General features: G+C 57.7%; 9 protein-coding genes. 3 read left to right on the plus strand and 6 right to left on the minus strand.

Annotated features, from left to right (window positions below; translation table 11 throughout):
* Position 1: 1 nt before the first annotated feature.
* Positions 2–2,122, minus strand: coding sequence for a phospholipase D family protein (locus NKJ07_RS23960; protein ID WP_318571260.1), 2,121 nt, complete (start codon positions 2,120–2,122; stop codon positions 2–4).
* Between the two features lie 36 nt (positions 2,123–2,158).
* Positions 2,159–4,846, minus strand: a complete 2,688-nt coding sequence (locus NKJ07_RS23965) for a Piwi domain-containing protein (RefSeq protein WP_318571261.1) — start codon at positions 4,844–4,846, stop codon at positions 2,159–2,161.
* A 257-nt stretch (positions 4,847–5,103) separates the two neighbouring features.
* On the opposite strand from NKJ07_RS23965, the gene NKJ07_RS23970 reads away from it, so the two are divergent.
* Together NKJ07_RS23970 and NKJ07_RS23975 are read left to right on the plus strand one after the other, a co-directional pair.
* Entirely contained in the window at positions 5,104–6,783 is a 1,680-nt protein-coding gene (locus NKJ07_RS23970) for a DUF4143 domain-containing protein (protein WP_318571262.1), read from the plus strand.
* 119 nt (positions 6,784–6,902) lie between these two features.
* Positions 6,903–11,912, plus strand: a complete 5,010-nt coding sequence (locus tag NKJ07_RS23975; protein ID WP_318571263.1) for a sacsin N-terminal ATP-binding-like domain-containing protein — start codon at positions 6,903–6,905, stop codon at positions 11,910–11,912.
* Positions 11,913–12,176: 264 nt separating this feature from the next.
* Here the strand turns inward: NKJ07_RS23975 and NKJ07_RS23980 are convergent, their stop codons facing one another.
* The 4 genes from NKJ07_RS23980 to NKJ07_RS23995 all read right to left on the minus strand — a co-directional run bounded on the left by NKJ07_RS23980 (position 12,177) and on the right by NKJ07_RS23995 (position 15,336).
* Positions 12,177–12,890 carry a hypothetical protein gene (locus tag NKJ07_RS23980; protein ID WP_318571264.1) on the minus strand — a complete coding sequence of 238 codons (714 nt, stop codon included), beginning with the start codon at positions 12,888–12,890 and terminating at the stop codon, positions 12,177–12,179.
* Between the two features lie 510 nt (positions 12,891–13,400).
* A complete protein-coding gene (locus NKJ07_RS23985) occupies positions 13,401–14,432 on the minus strand; it encodes a transcription initiation factor IIB (RefSeq protein WP_318571265.1) in 1,032 nt (343 codons plus the stop codon).
* A gap of 184 nt (positions 14,433–14,616) precedes the next feature.
* The gene (locus NKJ07_RS24635) at positions 14,617–14,916 is read right to left on the minus strand and encodes a DUF7995 family protein (protein ID WP_484593998.1); all 300 of its coding nucleotides are present in this window, start codon (positions 14,914–14,916) and stop codon (positions 14,617–14,619) included.
* 240 nt (positions 14,917–15,156) lie between these two features.
* Positions 15,157–15,336, minus strand: a complete 180-nt coding sequence (locus tag NKJ07_RS23995; protein ID WP_318571281.1) for a hypothetical protein — start codon at positions 15,334–15,336, stop codon at positions 15,157–15,159.
* Positions 15,337–15,521: 185 nt separating this feature from the next.
* Between NKJ07_RS23995 and NKJ07_RS24000 the strand changes: the two genes are divergently transcribed.
* A complete protein-coding gene (locus NKJ07_RS24000; RefSeq protein WP_318571267.1) occupies positions 15,522–17,366 on the plus strand; it encodes a hypothetical protein in 1,845 nt (614 codons plus the stop codon).
* The last annotated feature ends 95 nt before the right edge of the window (positions 17,367–17,461 follow it).

The raw sequence follows: 17,461 nt of genomic DNA on the forward strand, positions 1-17,461 counted from the left end.
TTTATCCTCGGACGAGTTTTGTGACTCGAGACAGGACACCGGTGTTGTCGGCGGCTGTGTCAGTGTCGCGTCGCGCGTCCTCGATGATATCTGGCTCGTCAATCCAATCCTCGAATCTAGTTACACTTTCAAACTGGACTGCTGGCCCGTAAATACTCGCCCGGATATGGGCTGGCGTTGCTTTCTGGAACTCCCAGCACTGCTGCTTATCCAGAGTCGAAGAGAAATCAGCGACAATACGCCCGTCATCCTTGAAGTCGAGTTCGCACAGCCCGTCAGACAGCGCACTGATCCACTTCCGTCGCCCCGGGTCGTGTTCTTGTTCGGCCGGTTTCTCCAGCGGGACGTACTCCGGTGGTTCCCTCTCGGCGTACGCATACAGCTGCGCGAACACGTCCCGAGCATCCGCGAGTCGGTCTGATTGATTCGGGAGCGAGATGTTCTTCTGCAAGAACAGGTGAGCGAACCACGGGAACAGGTTACAACTGTCTGCCTGTGCCGCTATTTGTGCGGCTGCTTCTCGTTCGTCCTTCTTCAATTCGGAGAAGTTGACGTTGAAATCCAGCGTCTTCATGCGGGTCCGAAGTTCGGATTTAGGTTTCGTGGAGTCGTTCGAGGAGAAGATGAACGTCGGCATCTGGATAGTGCCGTCCCACTTCCCTTCCCAGTACGACTTGATGATGTCTCGGTCGATCTTCGACTTCGCCACGTCGTCAACGATGTACGGGAAAACCGTGTCCGACGCTTGAGCGCGCTCGATGTTGTTTTTGATGAAGTCGTCGCCGGTCGTGACCTCCTGCACGTACCCGTTCGAGATGAGTCGCGCCCCGAACCGGAGGAACATTCCCTTACCGCTGTCGTTGTCACCGTGAAGGAACAGGAACGGTAAGTCCTTGTCCAGCTCGGCGGATTCGTATTCGGCGTAGTGATGGGCGCAGTAGTTAGCGAACGGAGCCCAGCAGAAGTAAATAACTCCCTCATAGAAGTGCGCACGCGTTTCCTTCTCGGTTCGCGTCTCTCCGAACTCGCCGACCGTTTCGACGTACTGCTCGATTAGGCTGAGCGCGTCAGCGACTTTCTGCGGATCGTCCGGGAGAGGAGCGGTTAGTTCGAGGACAGAGTCGTCAACGCGCAACCCGACCGTCTTCTCTTCGTTGTCGACGTTGATGTCAGGGTATCCGGTGAACGTCTCTTTGTATCGTGCGATGCCGGCCGGCGTCGCTACAATTTCGCCGTCGTTGATACGGATGTTATTAGCGGACAGCGTGTCGTCCAGATTTGAGATAGCGTCTTCGAGACCCTGCGGAGAGAGGCGCACACGCTTGTCCGGACTGATCTCTGTCGGGTCGGTATCCGTCTCTTCGGCGGCGAACACTACCTTCTCTGCTTCTTCGGCGTCCGTGACGGCGTTGTACGTGTTGACTTGGTCGTCGTCAACTGCTTCGTCGAGCCGGGCGTTCAGTTCGGCGACCGGATCATCACTGAACTCGTCCCCACCCAACCAGATGTCGTAGACCTTCGCCTCCTCTTCCGCCGATTCGGCGTCCTCTATCTCCTCGGTGAGATCTTCCATGAACGGCGTTGCGTAGTCCTTATGGAACGCGTAGAGTCGCTCAAACCACTCGTCGACCGGCGTATCCCCGTCGGTACGCCATGCGATATTGACGTTGGTTTGCTTGCTTCCCTGCCAGGCCTGCTTGGAGAGATTCGCCGATCCACAGATGAGTGTGCGAGATCCGTCCTGGTTCTCGATGATGTAAAGCTTCGTGTGGAGGAGGACGCGTGCGGAATCAACAGTATGAATGAGGAGGTCACCGTCTCGTCGCAATGATTCCAGTTGCGCGGCGATCTTCTTTGCATTGTTTGTGTTTTTCAACGACCGCCGGTAGTCGTCGTGCTGGTTGTCCCCGACGATGACCTCCAGTGAATCCACCGCGAGGTCCCGGTTCTGAAACATCTTGTAGATGAACGCGGGCGACTGACTGTACGTGACGCAGTAGACATGCTGGGCGTCACCGAAGTAGTTCAGGAAACTGTTCCACGACTTGTCGGCAGCCATCTCCAGGTCGGCGGTGCTGCCGTCATCGAACTCGACTGTTGCTTCGAATGCTGTCTTGGTCATGTGAGAGCTACCGGTGTGTCGATGGGTACATGATAGTCAGATGTACGGGACACCGCGGATGACGCTCCCCTTGGTGAGGTAGCCTTTCATGGCAAAGTCGGCGCACTTGTCGGCGTAGTACGTGGTGATGGGGAGTCGGGTGGAGCGGCTCAGCGATCCGATGTGCGCTTCCGACAGCCAGTAGGCTTGCTCCGCAAGCGTGTCGAGGTCTGTCGATCCGTGGCGTTTCACGATCTGCAGCGGCCGCGGGGTGCCAGGAATGCGCTCTCGTCCACCGGTAGTGGTGAGGTACGAGTGGTTCCCGTTGTGAACGTGGAAGGCGACACCCTTGTCTGCGACTTCGAACCGTGATTTTGACTCGTTGTACTCGGCGATACGGGGGTTTCCTGATTTCCGGATTTCGACGAGGTCGAATCGCTGAATGAGATCCCGGGCTTTGTCGAGACGTTTGATGAGGCTCTCGACATCGAGATAGAACTTCCCGTCCCGATGGATGACTACGTGCCGCGGTGGCCGGCCTTCCTCTTCAGCAAAGATCTCTAAGACGTGCTTTATCACGTTCGCTACGTCGTCCTCGTCGAACGTTTCGCCAGCCTGCTTCGTGACGGCCTCAGACGCGAGGATGGTTCCGTCGGCCATGATGACGTTCGCGGCCGCACCGAGATGTTGCTTGGTCGCGTGGTCGTACGTCACGTCAAGCCCGACGAACGCGTCGACATCCCCCGGGACATCGTCGATACGCCACGGAACTCCCCCCGCCTTCCCGATGAGAGACGAGCAGATGTTCCCACGGTAGCTGTCGTTGCCGAGATTGTCGACGGAGATCATCTGACTCGGCACGCCGAGCTGGCCGAGCCGCCGCTTGAACTCGGGATACGGGTCATCGTAGTCCGCTGCCGCAGCCTCGTCTGCATCCGGCACGATGATCAGCGCCGCATCGTAGTCACTCGCTTTCTGCGCGTGCTGCGAGTAGTGGAACTCCGAGCCGAGTTCGTAGGTGTCGCGGTCGAAGTCTGTCGGACTCGCATCGTAGTCCGCGAGCTTGTTGAGCAGCGAGAGCACGTACGGCCGCGCATCCTTCTCTTCGTCTGCAGGATACAGTGCGATGATGTCGAACGAGTCAGGTGTCTTGTACACCCCGTAGCCCTTCCGCTCCAGCCCACCAGCACCGTAATACCCGGTTTTCCCGTCTCCGAACCGGAGGTTGGGACGGTTCCGAATCACGTGCTCTCGGTACCCGATGTTTGTGGGCTGTGGGAGCGGATCGAAGCCGAAGTACGGCGTCGGGCCAAGTAGGTCGACGAACGACGTGACGACGTTGAACCGTTCTTCGGGTTTCATCCGGCTCTCGTTGTGAATGACGTTCAGGAACGTCTCATCGACGCGACCCAACTGTTCGAACGTCGGGATGACCTTGCAGTACTCTAGGACCTGCGGGAAGATTGAATCCTCGCCGCTTCCGTACTGCAGATCAGCGATGGTCGGGTCGCCGGCTCGCACCGAGTCGATGACGTCCTGTTCGACGTGCCTCTGATGGTACTCCGACATCGGGACACCCGGCCCGTCCAGTACATCATCGTAGTCCATGTCGATGAGTTCCTTGACCGTCGCCGTGCGCGCACTGTCGTACAGGTCCGTGTCGTGCTCGACAGTCACCTCGGCAATATCGAGTCCACGTTGCACCCACTCCGCAGCGGAGAAGGTCGATTCCAGATGGTATGCGACGTTCACACCGCAAATCACAGTCCCGTCAGCATCAACGCGAATACGGCACTTGTACTTCCGATAGGCCTCAAACAACCCACTGTTCGCGGTTCGCTGTGGGGTCGGCTCAATGATTGAATCGATACCCGACACCTCAAAGCGACCTGCAACCGCTCGTTTCACGTCCTGCTTGACGAACTCTTGGAGCGGGCCGTCGTCCGTGTACGACCGTGCTTCAAGTATCGTCTCGCCCTGATGGACCGGCTTGACCGTGTACCCGTGAATCGAGATCGTGCCGTGGAGTTCCTCAGTCGCGTAGATACGTCGCCGGGACGCATCAGCCGTCGTCACGGGACTCCTGGTCCGTGATTTGTAGTAGTTCGCCGCTTTCGCCGTGAATCCCTCAATACCGTTCGTGAAATCATCCGGGTCGATCCCGCCACTCCCGGTCGCCCGGAGTTCGTACTCATGGACAGATAGCTCCGGCAACTCCCCGAGTTCGAACTGCAGCAGGTAATTCCCGTCCGAGAGCGGCTGTTGGTGCAGGAGTTCACCACCACCATCAGCTGTCGGCCGCGAACTACCAGCGACTTCACTTCCGCGAAGAAACTCTTCACCGTCAGATGAACCCGATATCGCCGCGGTAGGACCACTCGAACCCTTCTCCCCCGACTGCTCTCCCCGTTCCTCCGAGGATTCACTTTCTGCTGACTCGTTGTTCTCGGCAGCAGCTGGAGGTTCGTCTAATTGTGTGACAGTGAGGTCATACCCTGGATTGAGTTGCATCTCGCCACGGAATTCGTTCCCTACGGCGTTCTCTAGGAGATACCACTCCTCAGTTTGCCACTCGAAGCCCGCAACCTCGTTTTTATGAAACACTGTCATCTCTACCGTCGCATCATCGACGTCCTCGAATTGGATTTTCCGAGCGATGGCATCGTGCTCCCACTCGTCAATCCCTGTGACGCGCAGTTCGATGTCGATCTCTGCCCCATCCTCGATATCGCCCTTATCGGCCATCTACGCCGACCAACGGACGCCCCCGGTAAATAATTTTTCATTAGATGAATCTCAAACACGCTAAATTTTACTTAGGCTCAAATAGCTCCAAGAAGACGTCAGTACCTTGCGGCAGAGGCCCTTCGGAGACGGTATCAAGCGACACTGAGAGTCAAAATCCACACATCAAGGCTGAACAACAGCAGGGCTATCAGTCGAACCCGAATAAGGACATCGAGATGCGTGAATACTTGTACTAGCCAATAATAATCGTCTCTATGCTTGGGACAGGGAGCGCAGAAGAGTTCATCGACGACGCCGAACACCACAACCAGTGGTGGAGCGACGGTACCTCCCCAGAAATATCGCAAGCCGTACACCTCACCCCTCGATCTGATTTCCACCGCGTCCTCAAAACAACGAACACGTACTACACTGACGACGTCGAGAGCCTCGTCTATGCGATTTACGGGCAGACCGGTATCGGCAAAACTACTCTTCTCCACCAACTCGTCGCAGCACTCCTCAACACGACCGACTTCCTAAACCAAAACCAAGCAGTTGAACTCACCTCCGCAATCGAACCACGGCAAATCCTCTACATCCCCTTAGAAGACTCCTTATACCAACTCGAACGCACAGGCGACGATATTAAACGCCTCAACCAAGTCATCGACTACTTCAAAACGCACGTCGCACCCCGTCGAGGACAGAAATTCATCCTCCTCGACGATGTCCAAGCCCTTGACCTCGACGAGGACCGGAAAGCAGAGCTACTCGAACTCGTCGACGCGGATACGTATCTATTCCTGACCGGCACCGTTGCATCCCAGGTCAACTATTCCAACGTCAAAACAGCCAGCACCGTCGACAAATTCGAGGGTCCGTGGCCGATCCTCCCGATGAAATTCATCGACGCCATTCAAACCGGTAAAGGACTCAACGCCGATTTCAACGAAGAATTCCGAAGCCGGCTCGAACAATACCAGTCAACTACTTTAGACGGCCCATCGCCCATCAAGATGATTCGAGCCGGGCTGTCCGGGAATAATTCAGAGGTCAGTCTCGATACTGCTGTTGAGACACTCTCTGAGCTCTGCTTCGGCACGTTCAATGCGGACGACCGAGACAATTTTCATGACGCCGCCCGCGCATACCTACGAACAGGCGGCATCCTTCATCACACAGACGAACCATCGATCCGGAACGACCTCTCCAAATCCCACTTTCTCCTCTTCCTCTACAAAGAGCTCGCAAAGTACCGATCCATCCAACAACCCGAAAACCTCCACCGCCTCAGTTCCATCGCAGCTACTAACGCCGGTAGGGAACTCCAGTACACAGCACTCAGCGATCAAATCGGCGTCGACAGACGAACCGTCGATAGCTACCTCGACGTTCTTGATGAGGGAATCGCAGTCACCGAATCCCACGACTACTCCCTGCGACGCTACCGTCGGACCCGCTTGTATCTCCGCAACCCACGTCACCTCGTTCTCCTTTCCCAACGACAGGAACACCATGGTTTCGAGGATTACGAACGACAAGACATCCTCAACCCCGAATTCGAATACAAACTGGCGCGTACCGTCGCCTTCGATCACGCCAAACGCCTCGCCTTCACCCTCGGGGCACACGACGTCGAATACACAGAAACCGAATCTGGCCTGGTCGACTACATCCTCCACCGCGATGGATACGTCCTCCCTTTCATCCTCTCTTACCATCCACACACTGGGAACGCCGAAACAATCGCTGCAGAGTTCGACCCCGACTCCGGCCAGCACACCCAACCCGACAGTGAGGATCTCCGGGACTTGGACTACCAGGCACGGTACCGGTACATCATCACCGACAGTCTACCAAAGAGCGTCGTCGAGAGTGAGTCACTCGTTGTTCAGAAGAACGAAGAACGAATTTGTTATCTTCCTTTTTGGCTATTCCTCTTGATTTGCTGAGCAGAAAACCCTGCTCTCCCCCACGTCAGCCACCTTTATTCGGCCGAGAAACTCGCCAGGGTTATCAGAATCCAATATCACACCCAGAGATATATACCGCTAATTGGGCACCAAAGGATATGAAAAATTCCGAGCTGGCCTCGATCTCGGATATTCAATTCCGGCACGTGGATACATACGAGAGTAATCCGGATCGAATCGAGGCTGACGCAGGTACCGAACGTCAGGACCGCGCTGATTACGAGGGCCGGTTCGTTTTCGAGTTGCTGCAGAACGCCGTGGACGAAATGGGTAGCATTGACGAACCACAGGTGCGGTTTGAACTCACAGAAGATCGACTCCTCGTTGCGAACAACGGCACGGTGTTCTCGTACAACGATCTCTACGCGCTGACGCTCACAACGCGGACGACGAAAGCTGGCGAGACTACTATCGGCCACAAGGGCCGCGGATTCACGTCCGTTCTCGGAGTCACAGACAACCCGCGTGTATTTTCAGATGAAGTGCAGGCGCAGTTCAGCCGAGAAATGACAGCAGAGTTACTAAATAACAACGATCATCTCTCTGCTGAGCAGGACGACGACCTCGCCGCAGATAAGGTGCCCTTGCTTTGTATTCCGCACGAGACAACGACCCCATCGAGAGTCCGGGAGCTCCTGAACGATGGGTTCACGACTGTGTTCGAACTCCCGCTTAGGGAACCTGCACGGCACCGTGAATCGATCCATACGAAACTCAACGGACTTGACGCGAACACGGTCGCGCTGCTACCAGAACTTAAGAAAATCAAGATCAGTTGTCTGGAGCAGGACTGGGAATGGAAAATTTCCCGACATGACATGGCCGGCTGTGACGCGACGCTTATCAGGCTCACCACAGACACAGCGGATGTCCTGGAGGAGACACGCACCGATTGGTTCTGCCTATTCGAACGCACTGATCTTAATCAAGAGCAGATATCGGAACGTGCGGATCTAACCCGACCAGAGGTCGAGGCGATGGGCGAATTGAGCGTTGGCATCGCCTTCACCGCAACACCCATAGGTACCCCACCCTCCCTTCGACCCAAGGATTGGAAACTAACGCCCGTGTATGGCGATACTAACGACCAACCACCGTATCTTCACGTCTTTCTCCCGACGAAAGAACGTAGTCCAATTCCCGCGCTCGTGACTGGGACCTTCCAGTCAGACACCTCTCGCCGAAATCTCACACTCAACTATGATGACGCACGCGAGTACGACGGTCAGTTCAACGCTCTCCTGTTCACGGCTGTCGGCCAACTCCTCGCAGATCGCGTCATCCCGTTCTTTGAACAGTCTGCAACGTCGGCGGCGGGCCTGCTTGACACCTTAGACCCGTCGTTAGGGCAACGTCGTGACTGGTCGTTCACCCAGGGGACTGTCGAGGACTGTCTCTTCGAGGCGATCAGGACAGGGCTCACATCCGTCGAATTCCTGCCGAGCGCGCGCTCTGACCGGCGCGTTGCCATCGATGACATTACACTACCCCCCACGTCCGCACAACTCTCGGACTTGGGTGCAGACTTCGTGTCACTCCTCCAATCAGGTGACCGTCAGATAAACGATCAGTCACGAGTCCCAGCAGCAGAACTCTCGACCCACCAGCATGCGCAGACGTTAGTCGCCTACGGTGCGTCACAGTACGATGCACCATCGATACCAGAGGCCCTCGATGCTGTTTCTGTAGATCCTTCCCTCCGCGTCGTCGACGAGCGTGAATTCGGACGAACCCCACCGGATGACGACGAATCGTGCCATCTCACGATTGATCCAGTACTTGAATACCTCGTTCGTCTGCGCAAGACGCTGGAGAGCGACGAGGACCGATCGGCTTTCGACGAGGCGTGCCGCCAACACGCCGTCTTCCCTATCGAGATCATTACCGACCAAGATGGGATGAAGTACGCTAGACGCGGTTCGAACGAAACTGGCACGATTTTCATGCCACCAGAGGGCGACATTACAACGGACGCCCTACCGACGCTCGAATTTCTCCCACGTGAACTGTATCACGGCACGAACGCCGACCGCGCGGCGCCACTTCGAGAAGACGTACTCCCGGCGAATTTCGACGCCGACGTTCAGGCGATCTGGGACATCAACGACTATCTGTTCTCACAAGTTTTCGACACCGCAATCAGCCCACATCTTCCTGGACCAAACTCACCGAATGCGGACTCATCCATCCTTGCGTCCGATGACGTGCTACGAACGATCCGGGAGATGACGGACGTCCAATCGCCCGAAAACGAACGCAGTCCAGAGTCCCCTCTTCTCTACCAGTCCGCAAAAAAACCGTTTTCAGCGCTCGCACAGCTCCCCGTTCCGACGCAGACAACAGATGGAGATGTCGAGTGGAATCCTGCACACCGCGTGTACTTCAACTCGACTTGGCAATCCGCACTCGGCCGCCCCGAAGACGCTCACATCGAACCGTTCCTCGACGCCGTTGCCGCGCAAACCGATTCCGAACGGTTCGATCCAAAGTTCCTGGCTTCACCTGCATGGTTCACTCCTGACGAGGACGAACCGCACTCGAAGACGCTTGAAGCGTGGGCAGCGTTCTTCTCGTGGCTCGGCGTTTCCGAACACATTCGTCCACTACCACTGTTCGCACCAGGTGAACGGCAGAGCTATCGTCAGACACAAGGCCTCAACCGACCGCCGAAATCGACGATCACAGCTTCCGATGACCTCCGATCTGACGGCGCGAAGTCTGCCGACAATCGGTACACAGGACTTACCGAAGCGGAATGGCAAGCGTATCGTGACCACCTCGTGGGCGCGGTAACCCCGGAGATTCCCGATCCGGATGAGCAGTACCTGTTCCAGGTAAACTCCTTAGAGTACGCGTCAGAAACCCTCTCGGCCGCGAAACAATCTGACGCGGTTGGCAGCCGCCTCCTGACGCACCTCATGCACTGGTGGGACCACGGTCTCTCCGCACGGCGACACGCGACAGTCGCGGAGTTCACCAACGAACGATGGCGTGGGAGTAACGTCAGTTACGTGTTCAACCCCGACGAACAACGGTCGCTTGGCTGGAACCTGTGGGTGTGGCAAATTCGGCAAGCTCGCTGGGTCCCGACAGCGTTCGACGCCGTGCGCCCCACGGCCGCGTGGAGCCTTCCACGCAGAGATCGTGACCGCTTCAGCCTCGAAGTGAACGGGATGCAGCCCTTGCTGCCGTTCGTGCACGGGGACTTCCCAACCAGAAAAACCGAGACGACTATCAATTTCGAAGAACTCACCGACACACTCGGCATTGGGGTGCGACTGGAGCAAGACACGTTCTCGCCACAGGACGCCGAGCGCGTGATCAGTCGTATCGGGGAGTTACTCGATTGGACCGATAACGACCTCGCCCAGTACAGCAGTGCCGTCGAACTACTCTACACACGTGTCGCAGAGCTTCTCCCAAGACTGAAGCGCGGTGATCCTATCACCGGAGACTGGGCCCCCGAACAAAGTGAACTCGCGGACGCCCTCGTACTCTGTAGGGTTGACGACGAATACGCCCTCAGACGCGCGAGCGACACCTACTTCATCCGGTCACGCAGCAGCCGCGACCGCTATGGGAGCCTCGGTCTTCCGCTCCTCGCTATGTTCAAACCGGAAGCCGTCAGTCTCGGAGAGTACTGCGGCGCGACTGACTTGCGAACTGCCGTTGAGGAACAACCCGGATACGGCGATGAACGCCCCCTCCCGACAGCCATCTCAGGCTTCGAGATCGACGCCAAGTGGCTTCAGACAGTCCTCGCAGCACTCGTCCTACGGCTCCGGACGAGTCGCCCGTCATCCGCACTCGTCGACCAAGACACTGCCCGAACACAATCATTTCTCGAGAACATCGTGTTCGTTACCGACCTCGATCTCAACATCTCGCTCACCGACGGCAGCTGGAACCGAAACCTCGACCCGAAACCGCAGCCATACCACATTGAACGCGACGGTGACACGATTGAAACGATCCTCATCGACGCGACACTTGACCGAGAGGAGTTCGTTGAAGCACTCACCGGCGCGTACACCGACCGGCTCGATGTTCCCCAGTACTACGAGGCCGTAAACAACCTCGTAGACCACGCGTTCGGGAACCCAACGCCAGCCATCGCGTTACGTGAGCGACTCCGTACCGTGGGGAGCGAAGTCCCGACCGGCCAAGTTGAGGCAACCCGTGTCACCCTCTTCGAAGGTACCGAGGCCTCGCCAACTGGAGAGGCTGACGTAGGTCACCCACCCGAACCAGAGATAGATCATAACGGTGCGTTCAATCCCGACCGAAGCACACACGCCGACCCAAGCAATGGCGAATCAATAGCATCCACTGGCACAGGTGGAACCAGCGCACACTCTTCGCGCGTCCCAAGTATCGAAACAGTCACTCGAATCGGAGACCGTCGAATCGCCGAATCATTCCGGAATGCCGACGTGTCTATAGACCAAGCCAACAACGGCAGTCGCCAGCCCTCAGGGAACAGGCGTTCTACATCCGGTAGTCATAGCGGCGGTGGACCCGCATCACAGGAGTACCGTGACAAGATTGACGCGTTCGGCATGGCAGTTACACTCGATGCAGAGCGAATCCGACTAACTGACGAGAACGAATCAGATCCGGAATCGAAGGTATTCGACGTCCATACGCCAGAAGAATACGAGAAGCACCGTGAGACCTCAAAACTCCTCGAACAAGCGATCCATCGATTCGCAGAAACACGCGGTCTTTCCGCCACAGAAAACCCTCTTGACCGCAACTGGCCTGGATTTGATATCTTGACCATCCGAACCGACGACAGCGGCAGCCCAATTATTGACCGCTGCATCGAGCTCAAAACATCTGGGCGAAACACTCAAAAACCGTCCCTCTCGTGGAACGAATGGAAAGCCGCGGGTGGGCCGCTCAGCGAACACTACTACCTCTATGTCGCCCGAAACATCCGGCTCGGCAACAGTGGCGACGCAGAACTCCTCGAAATACCACAACCGTTCGACCGGTTACGTAACAGACGACGCGACACACGCGAACGGAACGTACAGGTGGATCTCCGCAGCTTCGACTTCAGCGAGGACCCAATCGTCGAACGTCCAATCGAGTGGGAGGAATAAACGACTACGGCTGCTGTAGGGTGTCTTCGCTGGGATGGCAGATCGTTGACTTAGTTGATTCGGAGACGTGAAGCAAGAGAATCGATGTTTGGTAGCCTTGTCGAACCCGCCGGGTGAAACCGGATGTACCGGTAGATGCTTATCAAGGAGGTCATTACCAGCATGGACCAGACAGCCGCCGATGGTTCGCCTCCCGTGATAGTGGCGGGCCCAGTGCTTTCCTCGGGAGTAGCTAGTTCTCATGCTTCCAGACCGAGAGGATAATCAGGTCTCGATTCGCGGCGCGAGCATTCGAGTCATCGATCCATCCCCGTCTCCGAAGTCGTACGAGAGGACCGCAGGAAGCTCGGTCCCAAGGTCGATTGTTATCGAGGCCCCTGAGGGAATCGTCCGAACGATGCCTTTCATGTAGTCCAAGCTGAACAGCGACAACGCTTCGGCGATGGTAATGTCAACCACATCATCAGCCCTGAGCTGGAAATCAACGCTGTCCGTATCACCCTCGGCATCGATCCGGAACACTTCCTGGTTGGGATTCATCCGAAGTCCGACCTTGTTTGCGAGCGAGAACGCATTCCAGAACCGGTCGAGGTCGACTCGAATGACCCCAGCGATCGCGTCGTATGACTCGAAAGCACTCGCCGAGAGGTTGAGGTCGTCCATTGCGACATTCGCGGGGGCGACCGCTCGGACGTGGATGCCCGTCTCGTCGATTTTTACGCGGCCCTCATCGACGGTCGCCCTGAGTGCCCGCAGAATGTTCTTCAGTGGCTCCAACTGGATTGTCGCTCGGAACGTCGACGGCGGACCGGTAGCGTCAGGCGTGTCAGATTCGCCTTTTTCAGATTCGGGAGGCGCCCCCTCATTCGGTGACTGGTCAGGTCTGGGTTCGTCTTGCCGACTGGTCGACGACGGCTCGACAGAGAATTCTTCGTGCTCGTCGTTATCAGCGCTCTCTGTGGTTGATTCTGTACTCATAGTTTGTAGTAAGAGTAATCACTAGGAGTGAGTAATAAGAGTCGAACTGTATCGGGTTGGGATCGACTCTATCTCTCACTCAGCCTCTTACAGAACGATAAATCTCGACCTCATCAGCCAATCACCAAGCCGTCGCCGAAGACCGTTTTGAACTATTGCGGAAGTGGAGCTGACGTCATCCAGTCGTGACGAAGTGAGCAAGTAGGTCAGACCCTCTCTACCGCTCGCTTCGTTCGCGCTTGAGGAAGGGGGCTCCGCGCTACTGCATCAGTTGGAATTCACATGTCCAGGTACTCTCATAACGAGCCAACTGGTGGGAGCCAGTCGCACATCGGGCAGAACGCGTCGTAGATGCTGAGCGTCTCGTCCAGCGTCCACGAACCATTTACGTCGAATCGCATGCCAGCTCGAACGATTGCATAGACAGTCGAGTTCCCACAGGCAGGACAGCAGTCACCTGGTCGCCAGCCAGTAGCGGCCAAATCGATGGCCGCTTCAGTGTAGTCGTCTTTACCGTTCATTTGATCGGGTCTCACGACACACCTCGCTGCGTGTCCTCAATCGATTAGAGCTACGCACCGAACCCTCTGGTAAATCGAGTTCTTCGAGCGTCTTCCATGCACTCCGAAGACTGACCACGGTAACTCGTGCAGCCGCCGCGAGGTCAGACTGCCGGACGGAGCCGTAACCATTCAGTTCGCGAGTCGCCTGGTAGAGACAGGCTGCTGCGACACCGGACGGATTCCGCCCACTGGTGTGTGCCACGACAGTCGGTGAGGAACACAGTTTGTGTGCCCGTGACTGGATTGGCTCAGAGACCGCGGTCTCACTGGCGATCCGAGGAAGGAAGTCAGTCGGAAGTGGCGGCGGGATCTGAAGTTTGAGTTCTCTGTTGAGGGCTCGATACGCGAGGCGGACCTTCCCGCGGTCGACGTAGGACACCTCCGCTACTTCGTCGAGAAACCGTGGGAGTCGTCGTTGCCGACAGGCGGCGAACACCGCCGCGCTCGCCATCGATTCGATGGACCGGCCGACGATGAGATCAGCTGACTGAGCTCGGCGAAACAGGTGGCTCGCTTCTTCCCGGAGGGATTCCGAGAGTTCGAGTACACTCCCCAAGCGACGAATTTCGCTCAATCCATGGGCGAGATTCTGCGCTGCTTTCCCGTCGTAGCGGGCCTGTCGATCCCACCGACGGAGCCGACGGAGGTGGTGGCGCTTGGAGGAGGGGAGTTCGTGCCCATAGCCGTCTCGGCCCCAGCCAATTTCCGCAGAGATTCCTCTGTCGTGCCGGGTCGGCGTTACTGGACTGCCGACACGCCGCTTCTCGTTCGCGTCATACGGCATCCACTCCGGGCCACAATCGAGATACGCCTCTTCGAGTATGAGTCCGCAGTCGGGACAGTACGTTTCGTGGCCATCGGTGATCGGTTGGCTCTCGTCACAGTCGGGGCACTCGATCTCACATCCATCATGGGATGAAGCATCACCGAATAGCGTCCGCTCATCACTCAGTGCGGGGAGAATTGCATCTGTGTTCATATTTCCTGAGCCTCGCCCCGTTGGGCCCGATAAACTGCTTTGAGAAAGAACGGAAATCAGAAGTCACTAACACAAAACTGAGGTGAGGATTCCGAAGGCGTGCTCAAGAGCGCACCCTGGAGTGCCTCACGCTCGTCGATTTAGGGACAACTGGATGGTCGAAGTGAGACACATCAATGGCTGTTCAGTAATTCACATCGGCTGGAATCACCCAGGTCGAATCACGCTCACGGTCGCCGAAATATCGATCAATTGCTGCCCGAGAGCGAAGACCGGTGCCGTGTTCGTCGTAGATCCAGACTGACGGTCCTACGAACTGTCCGAGCCAGTAGCAGTCGTACTGGGCGAGGTCGACGTCGTCCATCACCTCGGCCGGTTCGAGTCTATCGAGTTTCTCACGAAGCGTCGCAGCGGACTCGACGAACCACGTCGCTTGTGCCTCGATGGCGTCCTCGAGAAGTTGTTCACCAGTTGCGGATGACAATCTGTGTGCGGGATCGAGCCCCCGTAGCGAGGATAATCGCGAAATCGAGAGGTCGATTCATCTAACGTTTTGTAGTAGTCGAAGGCAGTACTCACACCCTCATCGATCCCAATCAGCCGATCGAGGGCGAATCGGGCGACGCCGACCGCCTCGGTCGGTTGGGTACAGGGACGAGTACACGGATGAGCATGTGCATGATCGCCGTTCCTCGCCCCCTTCGGGGCAGATAAACCGGAGCCCTCAGGAGAGGCGGTCGATCTGCACGGAGAGATACTCCTTGAGACCAGCCACTGTGGATTCGGAAACTGTCGACGCACCGAAGTCGCTCCGAAATCCATGCCGAAGCTCGTCGCTCTCGAGGATCTCGACGCCACGTTCGAGTTGTGCGCGGAGTGCATCCGCACCCCCCGTTGCTAACATCTGGGACGATCCACACGATGCACCGAGGAGCGGCCACTCCATCCGGGGCAGGTGTGGGGTCGATGTGGGTTAATCCTCGAAAACAGCCGAATTGGAACCTCTAGCGTCGATACAGCTATGCGTCGCTAGTCGATGTAGAATGTGAGGCTGACTAGAGCCTCACGAATGCAATTGGTTGAATTGCAATGAACAGTAGCAACACCGCAGACAAGAACCTACCGACGACGGTAGAGGCGACGACACACAGAATCCCCCATGGGACCGCAGACTCGCGGACTGACGCCCGCCGCTCCCCCTACTTCCGGGACTACCGGGAAGAACAGGAGCGCCGCCGCTCGACCGACACGGCCGAAACGACCACGCTGGTCACCAGACTGGCAGGGTTGCTCTGGGCCATCGTCGACCAAGCGGCTGCAGAGAGTTCCGTCCACGACACCGGCGTCGCGACGTACCCTGATGCAGATCCAGCGCGCTTCACGGAGCGGACGGCATCGAAGACCGACTTCGGAACGCGAGCGGAACCCGTCGACGGATTGTACGGCTACACTCCCGACGGTGACCCTGTCGTTCCCGAGCGAGGCCAGCTCATGAGAGCTCGAACCAACGCGAACGGCCAGCCCGCCGACGCGCTCTTAGAGCCCGATGCGGCCGGTGACCTCGCGACCTGGACGCCCGGCAACGCCAGCGCGAACTTCGTCGATCCGACCGGCGAACAGATCGTTGGCGTCGCCAGTGGCCTCGACGAATCCGCGACCCGGACGGCTGCACCCGCGTCGACGACCGCTCCCGCGACTGTCGATGACCTGCAGGCGTCCGACCGACCGGAGAAGACCGAGGACCGTGATGACATCACGACTGGCATCAAGACCGCCGACCTGGAGGTCCTGACGCCCGGTGGTGAATACGTCCGTCTCGGTGACCTGCTCGTCGAACCCGAGCAGTTCGCCGGCACGTCACTGGAATCCATCGAGCGCTCGCTCGCACTGAAAGCCGAGAAGCAGCGCGTCACGGACGGAATCTGCCGCCCGGGCGAACTCAGCGACGAGATCGAACTGGTCGGTCACGCGAAGTGGCTGAACAACCGGTTCGACGAACTTGCCGCGCAGCGCCCGTCGACGAAAGAAATCGCCGCGGCTCGTGCCGAGGCTGCCGCACAGGCTCGCGAAGAGCGTCTGCGTCCACTCCTCGAGCTGGACTCGGACACGCACGACGAGGTCTGTGAGATGGCGAATCGGCTCCTGAGTGAGGACTTCGAGACAGTCCACGAGGTGCGCAAGCAACCGCTCACCCTCGCGATCGCGCTTGCAGAGCGTGTCTCCCGAGGTGTCAAGCCCGCGAGCGCCCTGCTCAGACAGGCCGAGGCCGAAGCGAACGATCCCCGGAACATCCAGACGATCGGCAACGTCCGATACATGTCGACCCGCCAGACGAAGGGCCGATTCTCGACGCAGGGTCGCGTGGCGATCCTCTTCGAGAACACGCATCCCGGAATCAAGCAGACCGGCGTGCTCCAGGACGACACCGGGTCGATCCGCTTTGCAATCTGGCGCAAGTCCGAATGGGACGAGACTCGCCCCACGCCCGACCCGACCGACGTTGGCGGCCGCACGCTCATCCGATCCCACCGGTTCCCCGAACTGGCGGTCGGAGATCTCGTGCGCGCTGAAAACGTCCTCAAGGGCAGGTATGGAGACGAGGCGACCTTCGAGACCCGTCGAGACAGCGAACTCACGATCCTGGAGCGAGCTGCCGACAACTCGGAGGACGATACGGCCACGTCCGAGACTGCGACGACCCACGAACGACGACCCAGACAACGTCGGCGGACTGGTCCGAAGACGATCGGTACACCCGTCCCGAAGAACCCGATCGCCTACTGGCGAGGGAGCGAACGATGGGTGTTCCCGATCACGGACTGGACCCCCGACTGGTGGCTGGCGCAGGAGAACGTCGAGACTGTCGAACAGGATCGGTCTGAAGTGTCATTGATGACTGGTAGGAAGGTAACCCCGAACAGTAGCGAATCGTAGCACAGCGAGTCTCCATCCGAGACTCAGACTCCTAGAACCCCTCTTTCCGACGCAACCCGACACATTGGGTCAACAGACCGTAAAGTTACCCCACG

Source organism: Salinigranum marinum (assembly GCF_024228675.1).
Classification (GTDB): Archaea; Halobacteriota; Halobacteria; order Halobacteriales; family Haloferacaceae; genus Salinigranum; species Salinigranum marinum.

Bases quoted from the DNA above. Each gene is read 5' to 3' on its own strand.
- NKJ07_RS23960 (WP_318571260.1), bottom strand. From the start codon at position 2,122: ATGACCAAGACAGCATTCGAAGCAACAGTCGAGTTCGATGACGGCAGC.
- NKJ07_RS23965 (WP_318571261.1), bottom strand. From the start codon at position 4,846: ATGGCCGATAAGGGCGATATCGAGGATGGGGCAGAGATCGACATCGAA.
- NKJ07_RS23970 (WP_318571262.1), top strand. From the start codon at position 5,104: ATGCTTGGGACAGGGAGCGCAGAAGAGTTCATCGACGACGCCGAACAC.
- NKJ07_RS23975 (WP_318571263.1), top strand. From the start codon at position 6,903: ATGAAAAATTCCGAGCTGGCCTCGATCTCGGATATTCAATTCCGGCAC.
- NKJ07_RS23980 (WP_318571264.1), bottom strand. From the start codon at position 12,890: ATGAGTACAGAATCAACCACAGAGAGCGCTGATAACGACGAGCACGAA.
- NKJ07_RS23985 (WP_318571265.1), bottom strand. From the start codon at position 14,432: ATGAACACAGATGCAATTCTCCCCGCACTGAGTGATGAGCGGACGCTA.
- NKJ07_RS23995 (WP_318571281.1), bottom strand. From the start codon at position 15,336: ATGTTAGCAACGGGGGGTGCGGATGCACTCCGCGCACAACTCGAACGT.
- NKJ07_RS24000 (WP_318571267.1), top strand. From the start codon at position 15,522: ATGAACAGTAGCAACACCGCAGACAAGAACCTACCGACGACGGTAGAG.